Genomic DNA, 17068 nt, shown 5'->3' on the forward strand with positions numbered 1-17068 from the left:
AGCCTTACCGGCTTCGAAGGGGTTCTATCTCGCTAGATACGTAGACAGACTGTCTTGTCCGGCAGCAGCCGGAGCGTTGCTCTAGATTGAATGCTTAATTGTTGTCGGTAGCCGCATCATAGGCCACGATAATCTTCTGTACCAGGGAATGACGCACAACGTCCGATTCATTAAAATGAACGAACCCAATTTCCTCAATCCGGCTCAAAATCGTACTGGCTTCAATCAACCCGGACTTTTTGCCTCTGGGCAAATCGATCTGCGTCATATCGCCGGTTATGACCATTTTGGAGCCGAAACCAAGCCGCGTCAAGAACATTTTCATCTGCTCCGGCGTAGTGTTCTGGGCCTCGTCCAAAATAATAAAAGAATCATCAAGGGTTCTCCCCCGCATATAAGCAAGCGGGGCAATTTCGATCAGACCGCGCTCCAGCGCTTTCGCCACCTGATCCGGTCCCATCACATCATAAAGGGCATCGTACAAAGGCCGCAGATAAGGGTCTACCTTCTCCTGGAGGTCGCCAGGCAGGAAGCCGAGGCTTTCGCCCGCTTCCACCGCAGGACGGGTCAGGACGATTTTTTTTGACCGAACCCTCCTTTAAAGCCGCTATGGCCAGAACGACCGCCAGATAGGTTTTACCGGTACCTGCGGGACCGATCCCAAACACGATATCCCGTTTCTTGATAACCGTTACGTAATGGTTTTGGCCAATGGTTTTGACCCGAATCGGTTTGCCGCGGTAAGTCACGGCGATTTCACCTTTATATAAATTAAGCAGCTGGTCCGCCCGCAAATCGAGCGCTAGATCAATGGCGTATGAAACATCCCGTTCCGTCAGCACGTATCCGCCCCGGATCAGCTCAAGCAGCACCTCAAACAGCTGCTGGGCAACCATCGTATCCCGGTCTCCGCCGCGGACCGAAATTTCCGATTCACGCGAAACCACCTGCACGTCAATTTTCTCTTCCACCAGTTTCAGGAATATATCCTGGGGACCAAATAAAGAAAGTCCTTCTGAAGCATTTTTAAGCGGGATTCTGATCACAGTCTGTTGTTCTGTCAAATATACTCATTCTCCTTGATCTTGGACTATAGGAACCTCTTCCGCGATATTCTGCTCTACCTCAAATAACACTTTCATATAAACTTTACCATTCTCGGTCTTCTCATGCAAAATTTTTTCCGCCTTCACGACCGCATCGGAGCCGTTTTTCGCTAAAATATCCCGTTTGGCCTGGGCAAGTCCGCTGGCTTTCGCCTGCTCCGGCGTCTGTTCAATCTCAATATCCGCTTTTTCCATCACGTGTTCACTCATCCAGCCGATCGGAAGTTTCCACTTGCGCCAGGTGATCGGGTCGTTTTCGGTGTAGGTGACGCTCTCTGCAAAATGATTTTTCCCGTAGCCCGTCAGTTGTATCGCCGTATTTCCGAAATACAGATAACCTTTGGTTTTCCGGGCTCCGCTCAGCACGCTTTCTTTCTTCAGCAGCGGGGTTTCAATGTTATATTCATGCCACACCAGTCCGCGAACCTCGCCTTTGGAGACGACCGCCTGCCCGGCCTGATAGCCGGAAATCAGCACGGCACCTTTTTTGACCCGGTCATTTTTGGCTACCTGCGGATAACCTCTTTCCGCATAAATATAAGTGACAACGGCGTCCGATTTGCTGACCAGATTGCGGGGACTGTTTAAGCTCTGTTCTTTCGGCTGAGTGGCTTCCGCCACCTCAATTGTTGCTTTCGTCCCGTGGATTGTAACGCCTACCCAGGATGTGCCCTCCAGCTTGCGGGTTAAGGTTTTGGAGAGCTTGTCCTGCTCGGGAAGCTTGAATTTCCACTGAAAAGGGAATAACCCTTCCTCTTTGGCAGCCTGCTTGATATCCTCAGCCGGGATTTTAACGTTTCCTTTGACTTCCACATCCCATACCATGGAGGACATAAAAAAGATCGCCAGCACAAACAGAACAATGCCGGCGGCAAACCATTTACGGCGCAGAACCCGAAGCGTAAGGAACGGAAGACCCTTCCGCTGCTTCACATGCATCCGGCAGCTTGTCTGCTTCAGGAGCGGACGCAGCCTGAAGAAATCGCCAAGCATAATGCTCAGCTCCATGCGCCTCCCAGGCAGGGGTTTGACCTCCCAAACCCCTATCCCCTCTTCCCCGCATTGATTAATCAACTGTTCCAAATCTCCGCCGCGGATTTCCAGGCTGACCCATCCGCGGAGAAAGCTAAAGGCCGATTCCTTCACGGCTTCTCCCCCGTTCCACGATACTTGATTTCTGCGATATCCCCTTCAACCATGACTTCCTGGGGCATAATGGTCTTGATGACCAGATCTTTTCCCGTTACTTCGAGGCCGCCTTCACTGAGCGCCAAACTGAGCCGCTCTTCCGAAAAATGCAGAACACCCCTGTGGTTCTCAATGAGCAGCTGTTTCCCGCCTACAAGCGTAATCCTGGGCAGCTCAAAGACGAGATCCCCTGGGAGACCCATCGCATCAACGGTCCATTTGCGAAATTTGCGGGCAATGCGGCTCATACGAGGCAATCCTCCTTCCCCTATGCTACAAAATTATGCGCGAGGTTCCGGATTTATGAGAAACAGCTGTAATCAGCTCCGATCTCGTTAAAATCTAACTGCGAGCCGCCGGGCAGAAACAATCGGTTTAACAATCAAAGGGAGAAAAAGAGGCAACAATGGACAATGAAAGGGAAAAATCGTAGATAAGCTGTAGAAATAAAGATATTCAGAGAAATAAAGACAGCAAAAAACGCCCTTCCAGAGGAAGGGCGTCTTGCTATTCTTTTATTGCAGCAGTTGCTGAACTGCCTGGTTTACAAGCTTGCCATCCGCCCGTCCTTTGACTTTGGGCATCAGCGCACTCATGACTTTCCCCATATCTGCTTTCGAAGAAGCACCGGTTTCCTGGATGGTCTGCTGTACAATTACTTTAATTTCTTCTTCGGTAAGCTGCTCGGGGAGGTACCGGGCAATAATATCAATCTCGGCATTTACATTATCTGCAAGATCTTCGCGGCCTGCTTTAATAAAATCCTGGAGGGCATCTTTGCGCTGTTTGATTTCACGACTTAGGATATCAAGCACTTCATCATCGTTCAGAGTTCTCTTCAGATCTATTTCAAGATTCTTGATCGTAGCACGAACCATACGAATCGTGGTGAGTTTGAACTTTTCCTGATTCCTCATCGCTTGCTTCATATCTTCGTTTAATCGTTCGCTCAGATTCATGAAGTTCAAATCCTCCTAGAACTTTCTCTTACGAGCAGCCTCAGACTTTTTCTTGCGTTTCACGCTTGGCTTTTCATAATGCTTGCGTTTCTTCACCTCAGCCAGGACGCCGTCCTTAGCAATGGAGCGCTTAAAGCGACGAAGTGCAGCATCGATTGTCTCATTTTTGCGAACTTTCGTTTCAGACACCAGTTTTCCCTCCCTCCGACCAGACCGTCCAAGAGCATAACACGGTTCATCATTCTTCATTATAGGTGAAGAGAGAACCCAGGTCAACTACTCAGAAAATAATCCCTTCCTCTCAAACCCAGGCATCCAGGTTCGACATGCTCCAGAGGTCTGCAAAACTCTACAAAAATCCACAAAACTCTACAATTCTTTTTTTTGCCTTTTACTTAACTCTTTCGGTCCAGACAGGGAAAGTCTGAGAATGAATCTGAATTACTTAACCTACTCGGCGTGCGAAGCGGAAATTCCTGTAAGCGCGCCCAGCTTGGCCCCGCCAAGCAAATGGAAATGCAGATGGAACACGGTCTGTCCCCCATCCGGCCCGCAGTTGTTGATCAGTCTGTAGCCTGTCTCCGCAATGCCCAGCTGTTCGGCTGTTGTCTGGGCGACCTGATGCAGCTTGCCAATCAAAACGAAATCATCGCCCTGCGCCTCGTTCATGGAAGCAATATGTTTCTTCGGAATCATCACCGCATGGACCGGCGCGGCCGGCTGAATGTCATGAAAGACCAGAAATTCGTCGTCTTCATAAATTTTACTGGAAGGAATAACTCCGTTTACGATTTTGCAAAACAAGCAGTTCTCCATGTGACATGGCCTCCTGATATTTTATGTACTGATATTTTTGGGCTCCGTAATCTGTCTCCGGCAGCCTCTCCTTATCTATCATACCTAATAAAACGGGCAAAAAAAAGAAGCACCCGGCACTCCCCCTGAAAGGAGTGCGCCGGACGGACGTATTGGCAGGAGCTGTTATTCCTTGGGCTCTAGCCCATACGTCCGTCCAGGTGGCTTCTTGAGTAATGTCGGCTTAGCTGTATTATAACAGCGCCTCTGAACTGTATCTGTGATTTGGATCACGCTTGTAATCCCCCGCCAGGTTCGTAAAACCAAGGAGGAGTCGGACAAAAGGCTTGGTGAAATCAAGCTAAAGCTTCTCCAGCCGGATGCGGGAGCCTTCTCCCCCATTCTCCGCCGGCTGCACGATCAGCTTGCGGGGCAGCCGCTCGCGCAGCTCCGACACGTGGCTGATGACGCCGACGGAAAGATGATCATGGTGCAGATGCTCAAGCGACGTAATCACCGTATCCAGCAGTTCCGGATCCAGAGTGCCGAACCCTTCGTCCAGGAAAAAGAACTGGAGCGGATATTGGCCGCGCAGCTGGATTTGGGCGGATAAAGCCAGGGCCAAAGCCAGCGAGGTCAAGAAGGTTTCGCCACCAGACAAGGTGGACACCGGCCGTTTCACCCCGCCGTTGGCATCGTCGCGGATAACAAATCCGCCGCCGGAATCGGTCTCCAGGGAATATCGCTGTTTGGTCAGAAACCGCAGCCGCTGCGATGCGGCCTGGCTGACATGAACCAGCTGCTCCTCGGCCACATATTCCACGAACGCATTGCCTCTCAGCGTGCTTTGAAGTTTGCCGAGGAGCCCGCTTTCATGCTCCAGCGTGCTGCGCTGCTGCTCGAGCTCCTGCCAGCGGATATGGCGTTTCTCCACATCCTCCAGATCACGCTGGGCTTTTGCTTTCTCCTGAAGAGCCAGCTCATCCTGCCTCTGGCACTCCTGGAAGGCCAGCTGGATTTCGTTCCACGTTTCTTCCGAAAGGCTTCTGCCGTTCAAACGAAGCTCCAAATCTCGCAGCGTTACCGCAAGCTCCTGCTGCTGCTTGCGGTGCTGCTCAGCCAGCAGCGCAAGTTCTTCGGCTTCTTCCCGGCGTATCGCCGCCTCTGCAGCTTCCTGCCCGGTTGCAAAAGGCGAATCTGCCAAGGCTTGTACCCAGCGGCGTTCCTGCTCGGCCGCCTGTTCGGCAGCGGCTGCCGCTGCCTGACGGGCCAGCACGTCCGCCTGGACCGATTCGTTCCGAAGCTGCTGAGCCGCCGCCAGCTGCTCCCGGGCCTGCCGGGCCGCGGTTCGCAGCTGAGCCAGCCTTGACTCGGCTGCAGCCAGCAGCGCTTCGGCAGGTTCCCCGCCCGTCAGCGCAGCCAGCCGTTTGTTCTTCTCTTCGATAAGCTGGAGGCCGCCCTCGAGCCGGGTTGAGCATTCAACCAGCTCTTTATCCAAGGCCGCCAGCTGCTCCGACAAGGCGCGCAGCCTGCTCGTCTTGTCGTCAATGTACGGCCCGCTGACTTCGAAGCGGCGGCGCACATCCTCGGCCTGCAGGTCTTTGGCCTGCATGGCCTCATAGCTGCGCTGCAGCTCATCCGGGGTCATACCGGGATGAGCTGCAGCCCATTCGGCTGCACGGCGCTGCACGTCAGCCTCAAGCGCGGAGCAGCGTGCCTGCTGCTGCTCCGCCTGGGCCGCGGCTGCCTGCTCTTCGGCAGCCGCCAAGGCGCAGCGCTGGCGCAGTTCGGCGCCAGCGCTGCGCTGTCCGCGGACCCGGCTCTGCAGCGCAGAGAGCCGGGTGCCGCTGGCGCCGCGCGCGGTGCGCAGCGCGGCGAGCCGGCTGCGGGCGCTCTCCGCGTCCAGCGGAGCGCCCGGCAGGGCGGCGGCGGTCTGCGCAGCAGCCGCCGCTTCGCCGGATACCGCCGGGTCTGCGGCGGCATCCAGGCTTTCCAGGGCGGCGCGCACCGATTCCAGGTCGCGCGCGGCCCCGAAGCGCAGCTCCCGGCATTCCGGGAGCAGAGCGGCCACGGCCTGGAGCTCCGCCTCCAGCGCCGCCGTGCTCTCGTCGCCGTGCACAGCCGGCGACGGATGCTCCAGCGAGCCGCACACCGGACAAGCTCCGCCGTCCTGCAGCTCCTGGGCCAGCCGGACGGACCAGACGTGCAGCTCCTGTTCCTTCAGCTGCTGCTGGAGCTGTGTTGCACGCCGCTCCAGCTCCTCGCCAAGGCTCTGCAGCCTCTGCTCCTGATCCTGCAGCTCAGCGGCAAGCCGGGCGGCTTCGGCAAGGGTGTCCTGCCGCTCAGCTTCGCTGCGCTCCGCCTCTGCCGTCAGCTCCTGCAGCTGGCGGAGCGCTTCCTCCTGCTTGCGGCGCAGCTGCCCGGCTTCCAGGCGGGCCTGCTCCAGCTGCTGCTCCGCAGCGGCCAAAGCTTCCTTACGCTGAATCCCCTCCTGCAGCAGCCGGCGTTCGGCCGATTTCACTTCAAGCTCTTTGAGCTGCTGCTCCAGCTCTTTGCGCCGCTGAACAGCCTTGTTCAGCAGCGTTTCTTCCTTCGCCGCCTCCTCGGCAGCCAGCTTCCGCTTCTGCTCAATCTCCTGCTGCCGGGCTATCTGCCCGGCTTGCTCAGCTTTAAGCTGCTCGGCTTCAGCCTGCAGCTGGCGGGCCTGCTCCAGCTGCTCCAGCCGGCGGAGCAGCGGCGGCTCCTCCTGCCCCAGAACTTCATCCGCAGCAGCCGACATCCTCTCGGCTTCGCCTGCCTTCTCCTCGGCTTCAGCCGCGGTGGAGGCGGCCGCTTCAGCCGCAGCTCTTCGCGTCTTGGCCGTCTCGGCCGCTTCCTTCCAGGCTGTCAGCACAGGCAGCAGCTGCTCGGCCGCTTCGGCATGGCGCAGCTTATGCTCGGCCTCTTCAATGGCCGGATTATTGGCGATGAGACGCGCTTCCTCTGCCAGCAGCCGCTGCTTCTCCTGAATCAGCTCGCGGACTTTGGCCGCTTCCTCCGCCTGCTGCCGGGCTTCCGTAAGCCGGGTGCGGGCCGCATGAGCCTGCCCCTCTGCCAAAGCCAGCCTTTCAGCAGCTGTTTTGACCGCCTCCTCGGATGCTAGGCCAAGCCCTTGCTGCTCTGCGGTCAGCTCTTTAAGCCGGCTTTCCGTTTCTTTCACTCGCCGGCTCAGCTTGACTGCAAGCAGGTCTCCGTATTTCTCCAGATGGAACAAACGCTGCAGCATCTGCCGCCGTTCGCTACCCTTCAAGGCAAGAAACTCCGAGAACTTCCCTTGAGGCAGCACGACCGCCCGGGTGAAATCGTCCATCTTCAAGCCGATTTTCTCTTCCACACAGCGGTTCACCTCGGCCAGCTTGTCCGCGAGCACTGTCTCGCCTTCTGGCCTGAGCTCAATAAAACGGCTGATGGTGCAGCTTACCGACTGCTCCCCGGTCCGTTTGAAGCGCCGTTCCACCCGGTATCGACTGCTGCCTTTCGGGCCTGTCAGCTCAAACGTATAAGCGACGAACAAGCTGTTCTCGGAATGATTCATGATGCCTTGCGTGCCGTTCACCGCCCGCTCAACCTTGCCGTAAAGCGCCAGGGTCATGGCATCCAGCAGCGTCGATTTGCCGCTGCCTGTCGGTCCGAAGATGCCAAACAAACCGGTTTCACACAGCACCGTAAAATCAATTTCCTGACTCTCCCGGTAGCTTTGCAGCCCCGACAGTTTTAGTAAAATCGGCTTCATTCCGCATCCTCCTCTCCGGCGGCAACCGCCTCATCTTCAGCCAGCAGACTCATAAACAAGCGGACCAGCTCTTCTCCCGGCTCGGCTCCCCCGCTTTGCCGCTGATAGAATTTGCGGAACAGCTCATCGACCGGCATCTGCGAACGCTCCGCCATCGATTCTTCAATCGAGGGACTCCCCGGATAAACAGGGCGGATATGGACAAGCCCTTCCCTGCTTTTGCGGAGCATCCCGATATCGCCCATCGACATCGCTTCCGTAAGCGAAATCTCCAGATCGATAAAGGCGCCTGCATCACGTCCTTCCTCAATCCAGCGGTGAACCTCCTCCAGTCCGCCCCGGCATGACCACTTCACGAGCGGTCTGCCGCTGTGAAGGAAGATCTCCTGCGGCTGAGCCAGCTCTCCGGGCTTAAGGTCGAGCAGCATCACCGATTTGGCTTGCCCCGCCTCCGAAAAGCTGTAAGCCAGCGGAGACCCGCTATAGCGGATCAGCCCCTCTCCCTTGACCATCTGCGGACGATGTAGATGACCGAGCGCTGTATATTGAGCTCCAATCTGAAAAGCGGACGGGTCCACGGTATAAGCGCCCCCGACCTGGATCGGACGTTCGCTGTCGCATTCCAGCCCTCCAAGCACATACAGATGACTCATCGCCAGGTTAATCGTGTCCGAACGAAAAGAGGACGCCAGCTGCTTCATCAGCTGGCCGACCCGTGCGCTGTAGGCAAGGCGCAGCTCCTGCTCATCCCCGTCACCGGCGAGCAGCTCCTGCAGCCTCGCCTCCGAAGGATAGGGCAGGGCCGCAATGACTGCTTCCTCACCTGTTCGGCCTGCACGAAGCCGTACCGCCTGGTTCGTTGGCAGACCGGTCAGACTGATTCCGCGGCTGGAAACAAGCGGCGAAACCGAAGAGACCCGCTCGGGCTGGTCATGGTTGCCCGCAATAACCGCAAGATGGCGACCGTCTTCGCTGAGCCGGGCTGCCGCTTCATAGAACAGCTGCTCCGCTGCTGCCGGCGGGTTGACGCTGTCATAGACGTCCCCGGCCATCAGAATCAAATCCACCTGCTCCTCCCTGACGATCTGGACCAGCTCGTCCAGGAACTGCTCCTGTTCCGCAAGCCGGCTCCGGCCTTCAAGCGTCCGGCCCAAATGCCAGTCTCCCGTATGCAAAATGCGCATTCTGTTTCCCCCTAATTCATGCTATTCCCCTGTGATTCCTCTGCCTGATCCGCTCTGATCCCGGACTCAAGGCAAACCAGTCTCAACCGATCCGCACCGCATCTCCCGAATCAAAGAAATACAACCATTTCTCCGCCACCTGTTCCCCGGTGATCTGTTCAACCGCTCTGGCGTACAGCTCCAATTGAATCCGGTAGCGCTCCTTCAGCTTTTCAAGCTGTTGTTCCCGGGCATAGTCAGGGACATAATCGCTTTTGTAATCCAGCATGATCAATTGGCCATTTACTTTGAACAAACAATCGATAATCCCTTGTACAAGAACCGCTTCGCCCTGAAGAGCCAGCTTGGCAGACTGCTCCCCGGCCGGAGCGGCGCCTTCTGTAGCTGTTCCTAAATCCGGAGGGCCAAGCAGTTGTCTCCCTGGTTGTCCTGGTTGTCCTGGTTGTCCTGGTTGTCCGACTTGTTCAGCTTGCTTCGCTTCTATTACTTCTCTTGTTTGTTCGGATTCTTTTACTCGTTCAACTCGTTCTCTTGCTTGTTCAGCTCGTACCGCTACAAAATCTTGGGCTTTCCCTCCTTGCCCTTCCCTGTTGTCCTGGTTTCCGCTTTCCGGCAGGCTTAGGTTCGTTTCGGCATCCTTCCGGGTTCCGGATAAAGCAGGTGTAAAATGCGGGTAAGCCTCATCAGCCGGCATCGCATAGGTGAACGGCAGTTCTTTTTTCACCCATTCGGCGTGGAGCACCTTGTTTCCCAGCTCACTGTTCAGGAATCCGGCGATTTTGTCCGGCTCCAGCTCGCGAAGCTGCTCCGGCAGCAGAATCTGGCTGGTCTCCAGCCTGCGGAAGGTCTCTTCCACCAGCTCCAGCGCATCTCTTCCTGTCGCCTGCAGCGGCAAATGCTGCATCACCGTATGATAAGCCGTGCCCCGCTCCGTTCCGGACATTCTCCGCTGCTCCATGAATTTTGGACGTCTTAGGCGCAGCTTGGACCCTCCGTCGCCGTCCTCCTGACTGATGGCTTGGCCTACAGAAGGAGACGTGCCTGGCAAGGTCCTCTGAACCTCCCCGGTGCGTTCTGCCTGCAGCTCAAGACCATCCGCAGCCGGCGACTCCTCCGACACAAGTCTGGATTTCAGCTCGGTCACCGTCGTTTTGGCAGCGACGCGGCTGCTCCATTCATAGGGATATGACCACTCTAGCCTGCGGGCTATCTCGCCAGACAACGCGGAGCGAACCGCTGTCGGTTCAGCTCCGCCAGTTGGACGGTTCTCGTTCGTTTCTTCGAGATGACGGAATCCTTCAGAACCAGGAGTTCCTTCCCAATCAGGAATGCCTGCAGATTCAGAATCTCCCGCCAAACCGGCTGCCGCCAGCAGCTCGCGCAAGGCCTCCTTGCCTCGCGATGCAGGAACCAAAGCGGATTCGCGTCCTGCCGCCGCTGCATAAGCCATGTCCCGGGAAGGGACAAACATAAACTGCCAGTCCGGGCTGTCTTCCCGGTAGGGCAGCAAATGATGCCCTTCAGCGCTTAATCCTGCCAATTCACGCAGCGCCCCGGCAGACGGGTGCCGGATCAAAGCCGGACCAATCCAGTCCAGATAGCTGCGCCCGCGGGCGAGCAAATAGTCCGGGAGAAGTTCCTCAGCCCTGCTGAGCGACTGGCTCCAGTTCGCTGCCGATTTCTCCAGATCCTTCACCGCCGATACAAGGATCAGCTTGTCCTTCGGCCGGGTCAAAGCGACGTACAGAATTCGCATTTCTTCGGCAATCAGCTCCATCTGGCTCCGTCTGCGAATCGCCAGGTTCGGCAGCGTGGGATAACTTACCCGGGTATCGGGGTCCACGTATTTCGGACCGAAACCAAGCTCCTTGTGCATCAGGAAAGGAGCGTTCAAATCCTGCCGGTTGAACATTTTGGACAGACCGGCCACAAACACAACAGGGAATTCCAGACCTTTGCTTTTATGAATGGTCATGATACGGACCGTGTCCTGATCAGCCCCGCCGATGGAAGGAGCGCCCAAATCGCCGCCCGTTTCCTTCAGCTTGTCGATAAATTTGAGGAAGCTGTACAATCCGGGGGTCCCGGACGTTTGCTCGAACTGTTTGGCCCTGCTGTACAACGCCTCCAGGTTGGCTTGCCTTTGCGGGCCGCCAGCCAGACCTCCAACCCAGTCGAGATATGAGGTCTGCCGGTACACCGTCCAAATCAGGCGGCTGAGCTCGCCTTCCCGGGCCATCCTCCGCCAGCCTTCCAGCAATTCCAGGAAACGTCTCAACCTTAGGTAAAGTTCGCTTGGCTCCTGCTCGGTCTGCTCCGCTTCTTCCATCCAGGCCAGCAAGGCTTCGTAGAACCCGGAGCTTGATCGGGCAAGCCGGATGCGGGATAATTCCTCTTCGTCCAATCCGACAATCGGGGAACGAAGGACAGAAGCCAGCGGAATATCCTGGCGGGGATTGTCAATGATCTGCAGCAGCGACAAGGCGATTTCAACCTCCGACGCCTGAAAATACCCCTGATTCACTTCCCCGGCCGCCGGAATGCCTTCCATTTGCAGCTCCTGAATCAGGATCGGCGCCCAGCCCGAGGTCGAGCGAAGCAAAATCACGATATCCCCAAGCATTGCGGGACGTGAGCCTTTCAGGTTTTTATCGTAAACCATCAGCGGAGCACCGCCTTCGCCGAGCAGGCCGCGGATGCGAGCCGCTATTGCCCGGGCTTCCAGCCGGACCGCTTCGACATCGGCGGCTTCGTCCATTTCCAAATCCTTGTCGGCTTCTCCTTCCGCTTGATCCGCTCCGGCGGTCTGATCGGCCTCCAGTCCAGCATCGCTGCCGCTGCGGTCAATCAGCATCAGCTCCGGCGCATATTGCGGCAGGCCTTTCTCGGCTGCAGGGAACAGCTCGCCGTAGATCAGCTCGGCCCGTTCGTCATAGTCGATTTCCGCAACCGTCCGGTTCATGATTTGCCGGAACAGCATATTTACGGCACCGACCACCTCGCGGCGGCTTCTGAAATTCCGGGCCAAATCGATTCTGAGGCCGCTTCCCGAGAAGTCGTCCCCATATTCCCTATATTTCTCAAGGAACAGCCCCGGCTCGGCCAGCCGGAAGCGATAAATGCTCTGCTTGACGTCGCCGACCATAAACCGGTTGCCCTTATCGGGCCGGGAAATCAGCTGGACGATCGTCTCCTGGACCGTGTTTGTATCCTGGTATTCGTCCAGAAGAACCTCTTCATATTGGGCCTGATACTCCAAAGCGGCATCGGAAGGCAAAATACGGAGCGGCGTTGCGTCCGAATGCAGCAAAATGCGCAGGCAGTAATGCTCCAGGTCGGAAAAATCTAGCCACCCGCGTTCCTTCTTCGCTTCCGCGTAGCATTCTCCGAATTCAATAACAAGCTCGGCAAGCCCGGACATCAGCGGAGCCGCGGCATGAAGCTCGTTCACAAAATCCTCCGCCGGTCTTCCGAACAGCTGCTGACGGAGTTCGTTCAGCGACTTCTTTGCTTCCTCGCGCAGCGCTTTTACCCGTTCCTGAACGGCCGGATCGGTCTGATCCTTCTTCACCGGCTTCAGCTTCCCAAAGTTTGCAGCCTGAAACACCGGATGCAGGTCTTTCCAGGAGCCGCTTAGCACTGCTTCCTTCAGTTCAAGCACTACGTTTAAATCTTCTTCGAGGGAAACCGCATAAGGTGCCGGGCCTCCCGGAGATAAAGCAAGCGCCTTGCCCTGGGACAGCAGGTTGAGGATCCCTTCCAGCGACAGCAGCGTATCCTGGGTAATGCTCTGAATCCAGATGCTGCTCTCCAAAGCTTCAACCGTCGCGTCCGCAAAGGAAGCGGCCATGCTGCGAAGCCAGAAATCCGGCCAAGGATGGCTGCGGGAGAAATCATACAGCCGCTGGACAAGCCGGAATGCGCCCTCGTCGCTCCGTTCGCCGCTGAACCATTCCACCAGGCTGAAGAAAGCCTGGCCGTCTTCGGCGCCGTATTTTTCCTCGAACAATTCCTCCAGCGTCTCCTGTCTGAGCAGCTGTGCCTCATGCTCTGAGGCAATACGGAACCCCGGGTCAAGCGGAATCATCGTGTAATACCGCTGGATCACTTCCATACAGAAGGAATGCAGCGTCGTGATCGAAGCCCGGCCCAGCATCGCCAGCTGCCGCTCCAGCTGTTCGTTAGGCTCGCCTTGCTCCAGCAAGCCCTCCAGCGCTTCGCGGATGCGATGGCGCATCTCTGTCGCCGCCGCTTTGGTGAAGGTGGCCACCATCAGCCGTTCAATATCGACCGGCTGATCCGGGTTCGTGATCTTGCGGATAATCCGTTCTACCAGCACGGCGGTTTTGCCGGACCCCGCAGCCGCTGCGACCAGAATGTTCCCGCCGGACAGCGCAATCGCGTTCCATTGATCGTCGCTCCAATAACTGCCCGCCGGCTTCGGAATTACGGGTTCCATGGCGATTCCTCCTCTAACGTGCTCCAAATCCGGTCTTTACCCGGCTTGGCCAACAATTTATAACGGCTTTCATCCGAAGGTTCGATTTGGCAGACCGACTTGAAGGAGCAGAACGTACAGGCCGTCTCCTGTCCCAAACGGTAAGGTTCAATGGATACGTCCCCTTCGGTAATCCGGGTGCCGATGCCGCGAATCGTCCGCCGAACGGATGACAACAGAACCTTCCACTGCTCGGGCGTCGCAACCGCGGCGCTGCTGTAGAAACCGCCGTCCGCCTTGACGGCAACGGGCAGGATGTCCGAATGGCCTTTCTCCAGCTTGTTATCCATCATCAAAGCAATATCGCGGTCCGCCGTCACCAGACCTCTCAGCTTAAACCGCTTGAGCATTTCCTGGCGGGCCTGTTCAGGCGACATGCCGTTGCTGCTTTGCAGCAGCGGATTGTGGACGTGAAAATAAAGCGTTCCGGCCGGTTTGGCCGGACTGCCCAGCCACTCCTCGCTCGAGGACAGCACGACGTCCAGGTAGGTCAGCATCTGCAAGGCCAGCCCATAATAAACTTCGTGCAGTTTCAGGTCGGTCTGGCTGGATTTATAGTCGATGACCCGCAGCAGAATCCCCTGCTCGCTTTCCGCCATATCGACCCGGTCCACACGTCCGACAATTTCCATGACGCAGCCGTTCTCCAGCTCAAAGGTCAGCGGAGGAAGCTCTTTGCCGGGACCGAAGTCCAGCTCAAGCCCTACCGGCTCGAAGCTGCCGCGTTTGGCCTGTTCGCCGAGGATCAAGGAAGCCCGGCCGACGATATTTTTCAGCTTGCGGGTAATAAAGCCATAACGTTTGGAGCTGAGCAGAATCTCCCCCTGCAATTGGGGCGCCAGCTTATCCACGGCCGCTTCAGCCTCGCGCACGCATTCTTCGGGCGTGAGGCTGGCCCAGCTGCGGTTGCTGTCCTTGAACGAAAGAGCCATCGCGCTCAGCGCGGCGTGAAACAGCTGCCCGATGTCCGGAGCCTTCAGCCGGTACAGCTGCCGTTCCTTCAGCTTCAAACCATGCGAAGCAAAATGGGAGAACGGACACGCCGCAAATCTCTCCATCCGCGATACGCTTGTACGCAGCCGCGTGCCGTACAGCCTGCGGCTCGTCTCTTCCGTAAGCGTCCGCGTGCCGTTGCGGTAGTCCAGAGACTGCAGCAAATAATCCAGTTTATGATGAAAATCGCGGGTGCGGCCAAACCAGGCCATCGCTCCGTACCATACCGGGGATATTTCGGCCCCGGCACGCCATTGCCGCAGCTGTCCGACCAAGGCGGACAAAGCCGGTTCGGGGCGAGCGACATACGTCAGCTGAACGTCCTCCGGCGATGCAGCCGCCGGCACGGCTTCCACCCATTTTTCCTCCAGGGAAAGAAACTTCTTCTTGAGATCGCGGATGACCTCGGAAGGCAGCAATGCTTTGCCCTCTTCATCCGCAGCCGGATAAGAAATCCAAAGAGAGGATTCTGCGGAGGTTAAAATCTGGTAGATCATAAAACGTTCATCCAGCAGCTTCCTTGCCGTCCCCGGCTCCAGCACCAAACCCGTTTCAGCCAATCTGCTCCGCTCCTGATCCGTCAGAATGCCTTCCTCCTGATAAAGGGCCGGCATGACGCCTTCGCTCACGCCCAGTACAAAAACATGTTTGACATGCACCGAACGGGTCCGGTCTGCACTGCCGACCAGCACCTGATCCAGGGATGGCGGCACAAGGCCAAGCTTGAGATTGCGCAGCCCGGTATCCAGCACTCCGCTAAACAAGCCTATGTCCAGAAGTTCTTCTCCCATCATGTCTACGATTTGGTCCAGCAGATCCAAGACGGCTCCCCATACGGAGCGGTGCTCCATCGCCCGCTGCGGCTCTCCGGCAGCAGCCGCTTCTTCGGCTAGGAGGTCAAGCCGCTCGGCCGCCGCCACCTGTTCCAGCAGCGCAAATACAGCCTCACACATCTCCCTGGCCGTTTTGCTTCTTTTCAGCCGTTTCTCAAACGAGGAGAGAGGACCGACCACCGCATCTCTGGCCTGCTGGATTCGTTCCATCTCCTCTTCCTGGGCTTTTTGCGCAGCAGAAACCGGCTTCTCCGGTTGCATATTCTCCTGTCCGCTGCCCTCCTGATGCCCGGCTGGCTCGGTCCCGCCCGTTTCTCCCGGCTCAAGGGAGAGATTCGGTTTCCCTCTCCAAGCTTTCTCACTGCTCCAGCGCGCGCCTTCGATGCCTGATGCCAGCACATAGTTCTCCAGCACGTCCATGTCTTCACGCGTCAAGCTGCCGTCCAGAGGCAGCATGAAATCCGTCTTCACGCAGCGAAAAACATCCTGCGCTTTCCAGAAACGCTTAACCACGTCCAGTGCGCCCCGTAACAGCTCGATCAGCGGATGGGCGGCCATGCTTTTGCGGCGGTCCATAAACACCGGAACTTCGTAATCACCAAAGATCGGCTCGATCAAATCGGCATAATCCTCTAGATTGCGGACGTATAAAGCCATATCCCGCCAGCGCACCTGCTCTTCCCGAGCCAATCGGACCATTTCGCGGACGGCCGCTTCGACCTCGGAGCGTTTGCCGGCAGCCGCTCTAAGCCGCAGGCTTTGCGCAAGATCGTCAGGTACATCCTGCTCGCGGACTTTCTTCCTTGTCCCGTAGATCGCTTCAAGCAATCCCAGCGTTTCGCTGTGCTTAAATCGCGGGTATGGACGCTTGTCCATAATCTTGTCGGGCCATACTGCCATTCCTGCCGATTCAGCCATAGCCCGGAGCTTCATATACGTAACCGCCGGAGTATAGAACATATTCAGCTCGTTCGGCGGCCGCGAAGCGTCATAGGGCCGGTCTAACGTCAGCGCTACATTCACCCGCACAGCCGCTTCCATCAATTTGCCTAACGCTTCATATTCCATCGGCGTAAATGCCTGAAAGCCGTCCACCCAAATTTCCGAGCCCTGCAGATAAGCCGAACTCGCGGCGCCTTCAGCCAGCTTCCGGACATGATCTTCCGCATCGATATACAAGCCGGAAAGCTCTTTCTCGAACTCTCCGAACAGCAGCTGCAGATCATGCAGCTTGTTCCTGAGCAGCGGCGAATCGCTGCCGGAGGTCTCCAGAAGCCGGAAATGCTGCTGCAAGGAGGCAGCGTCGGCCCCATATTTCTTAGTTTCCGTATAGAGACTGTTGAGCTTGTCGATCAGCCCCAGCGGCCCGCCGGCGCTGCCATACAGCTTCAGATCGTCCTGAAGCCGGCGCATGATGCGGTAGAGCAGCATCTTTTTCCCTTCATCACTGATCGGGATCAGCGCCGATCCCCCCGTCTCCTGCATAATTCGGTATGCCAGGCGTTTGAAGCCCAGAACCTGAACCCGGACGGTCCCCTTTAATCCCGGAAAAGACGCGATAGCCCGCTCAAGCTGGAAGGTCGCCTGCTCCGGCACCAGAATGAGGATAGGCGGTCCCATGGGCTCTTCTTGCAGCCGTTCACGGATTTGCTCCAGCATATAGCTGCTTTTGCCGCTGCCGGCCCGGCCGATAATCAATTGAAGTGACACTTGGGCATCCTCCCTTATCTAAAAAGCTCC

At 57.0% G+C, this 17068-nt stretch carries 9 protein-coding genes and 1 pseudogene; all 10 read right to left on the reverse strand.

Features of this window, described 5'->3' with window-relative positions; all coding sequences use genetic code 11:
• Positions 1 to 94: 94 nt before the first annotated feature.
• The 10 genes and pseudogenes from AWM70_RS11530 to AWM70_RS11575 all read right to left on the reverse strand — a co-directional run bounded on the left by AWM70_RS11530 (position 95) and on the right by AWM70_RS11575 (position 17038).
• Positions 95 to 1064: pseudogene (locus AWM70_RS11530) on the reverse strand (PhoH family protein).
• 6 nt (positions 1065 to 1070) lie between these two features.
• On the reverse strand, positions 1071 to 2252 hold the full coding sequence (yqfD, locus tag AWM70_RS11535; protein ID WP_068696528.1) for a sporulation protein YqfD: 1182 nt from the start codon (positions 2250 to 2252) through the stop codon (positions 1071 to 1073).
• Positions 2249 to 2542 (reverse strand): sporulation protein YqfC, encoded by a 294-nt coding sequence (gene yqfC / locus AWM70_RS11540; protein WP_068696529.1) that lies wholly within the window; start codon positions 2540 to 2542, stop codon positions 2249 to 2251. Before yqfC ends, yqfD begins: the two co-directional genes overlap by 4 nt.
• A 267-nt stretch (positions 2543 to 2809) precedes the next feature.
• The gene (locus tag AWM70_RS11545) at positions 2810 to 3253 is read right to left on the reverse strand and encodes a GatB/YqeY domain-containing protein (protein WP_068696531.1); all 444 of its coding nucleotides are present in this window, start codon (positions 3251 to 3253) and stop codon (positions 2810 to 2812) included.
• A 15-nt stretch (positions 3254 to 3268) separates the two neighbouring features.
• The gene (gene rpsU, locus AWM70_RS11550; RefSeq protein WP_005547957.1) at positions 3269 to 3442 is read right to left on the reverse strand and encodes a 30S ribosomal protein S21; all 174 of its coding nucleotides are present in this window, start codon (positions 3440 to 3442) and stop codon (positions 3269 to 3271) included.
• A gap of 261 nt (positions 3443 to 3703) precedes the next feature.
• Positions 3704 to 4069, reverse strand: coding sequence for a histidine triad nucleotide-binding protein (locus AWM70_RS11555; protein WP_068696533.1), 366 nt, complete (start codon positions 4067 to 4069; stop codon positions 3704 to 3706).
• A gap of 340 nt (positions 4070 to 4409) precedes the next feature.
• The gene (locus tag AWM70_RS11560) at positions 4410 to 7820 is read right to left on the reverse strand and encodes an SbcC/MukB-like Walker B domain-containing protein (protein WP_068696535.1); all 3411 of its coding nucleotides are present in this window, start codon (positions 7818 to 7820) and stop codon (positions 4410 to 4412) included.
• Positions 7817 to 9004, reverse strand: coding sequence for an exonuclease SbcCD subunit D (locus AWM70_RS11565; protein WP_068696537.1), 1188 nt, complete (start codon positions 9002 to 9004; stop codon positions 7817 to 7819). Before AWM70_RS11565 ends, AWM70_RS11560 begins: the two co-directional genes overlap by 4 nt.
• A gap of 82 nt (positions 9005 to 9086) precedes the next feature.
• Positions 9087 to 13463 carry a helicase-exonuclease AddAB subunit AddA gene (gene addA / locus AWM70_RS11570; RefSeq protein WP_068696539.1) on the reverse strand — a complete coding sequence of 1459 codons (4377 nt, stop codon included), beginning with the start codon at positions 13461 to 13463 and terminating at the stop codon, positions 9087 to 9089.
• Positions 13451 to 17038, reverse strand: a complete 3588-nt coding sequence (locus tag AWM70_RS11575; RefSeq protein WP_068696541.1) for a PD-(D/E)XK nuclease family protein — start codon at positions 17036 to 17038, stop codon at positions 13451 to 13453. The genes addA and AWM70_RS11575 overlap by 13 nt, the downstream gene beginning before the upstream one ends.
• Between the last annotated feature and the right edge of the window lie 30 nt (positions 17039 to 17068).

Source organism: Paenibacillus yonginensis, assembly GCF_001685395.1.
Taxonomy (GTDB): domain Bacteria; phylum Bacillota; class Bacilli; order Paenibacillales; family Paenibacillaceae; genus Fontibacillus; species Fontibacillus yonginensis.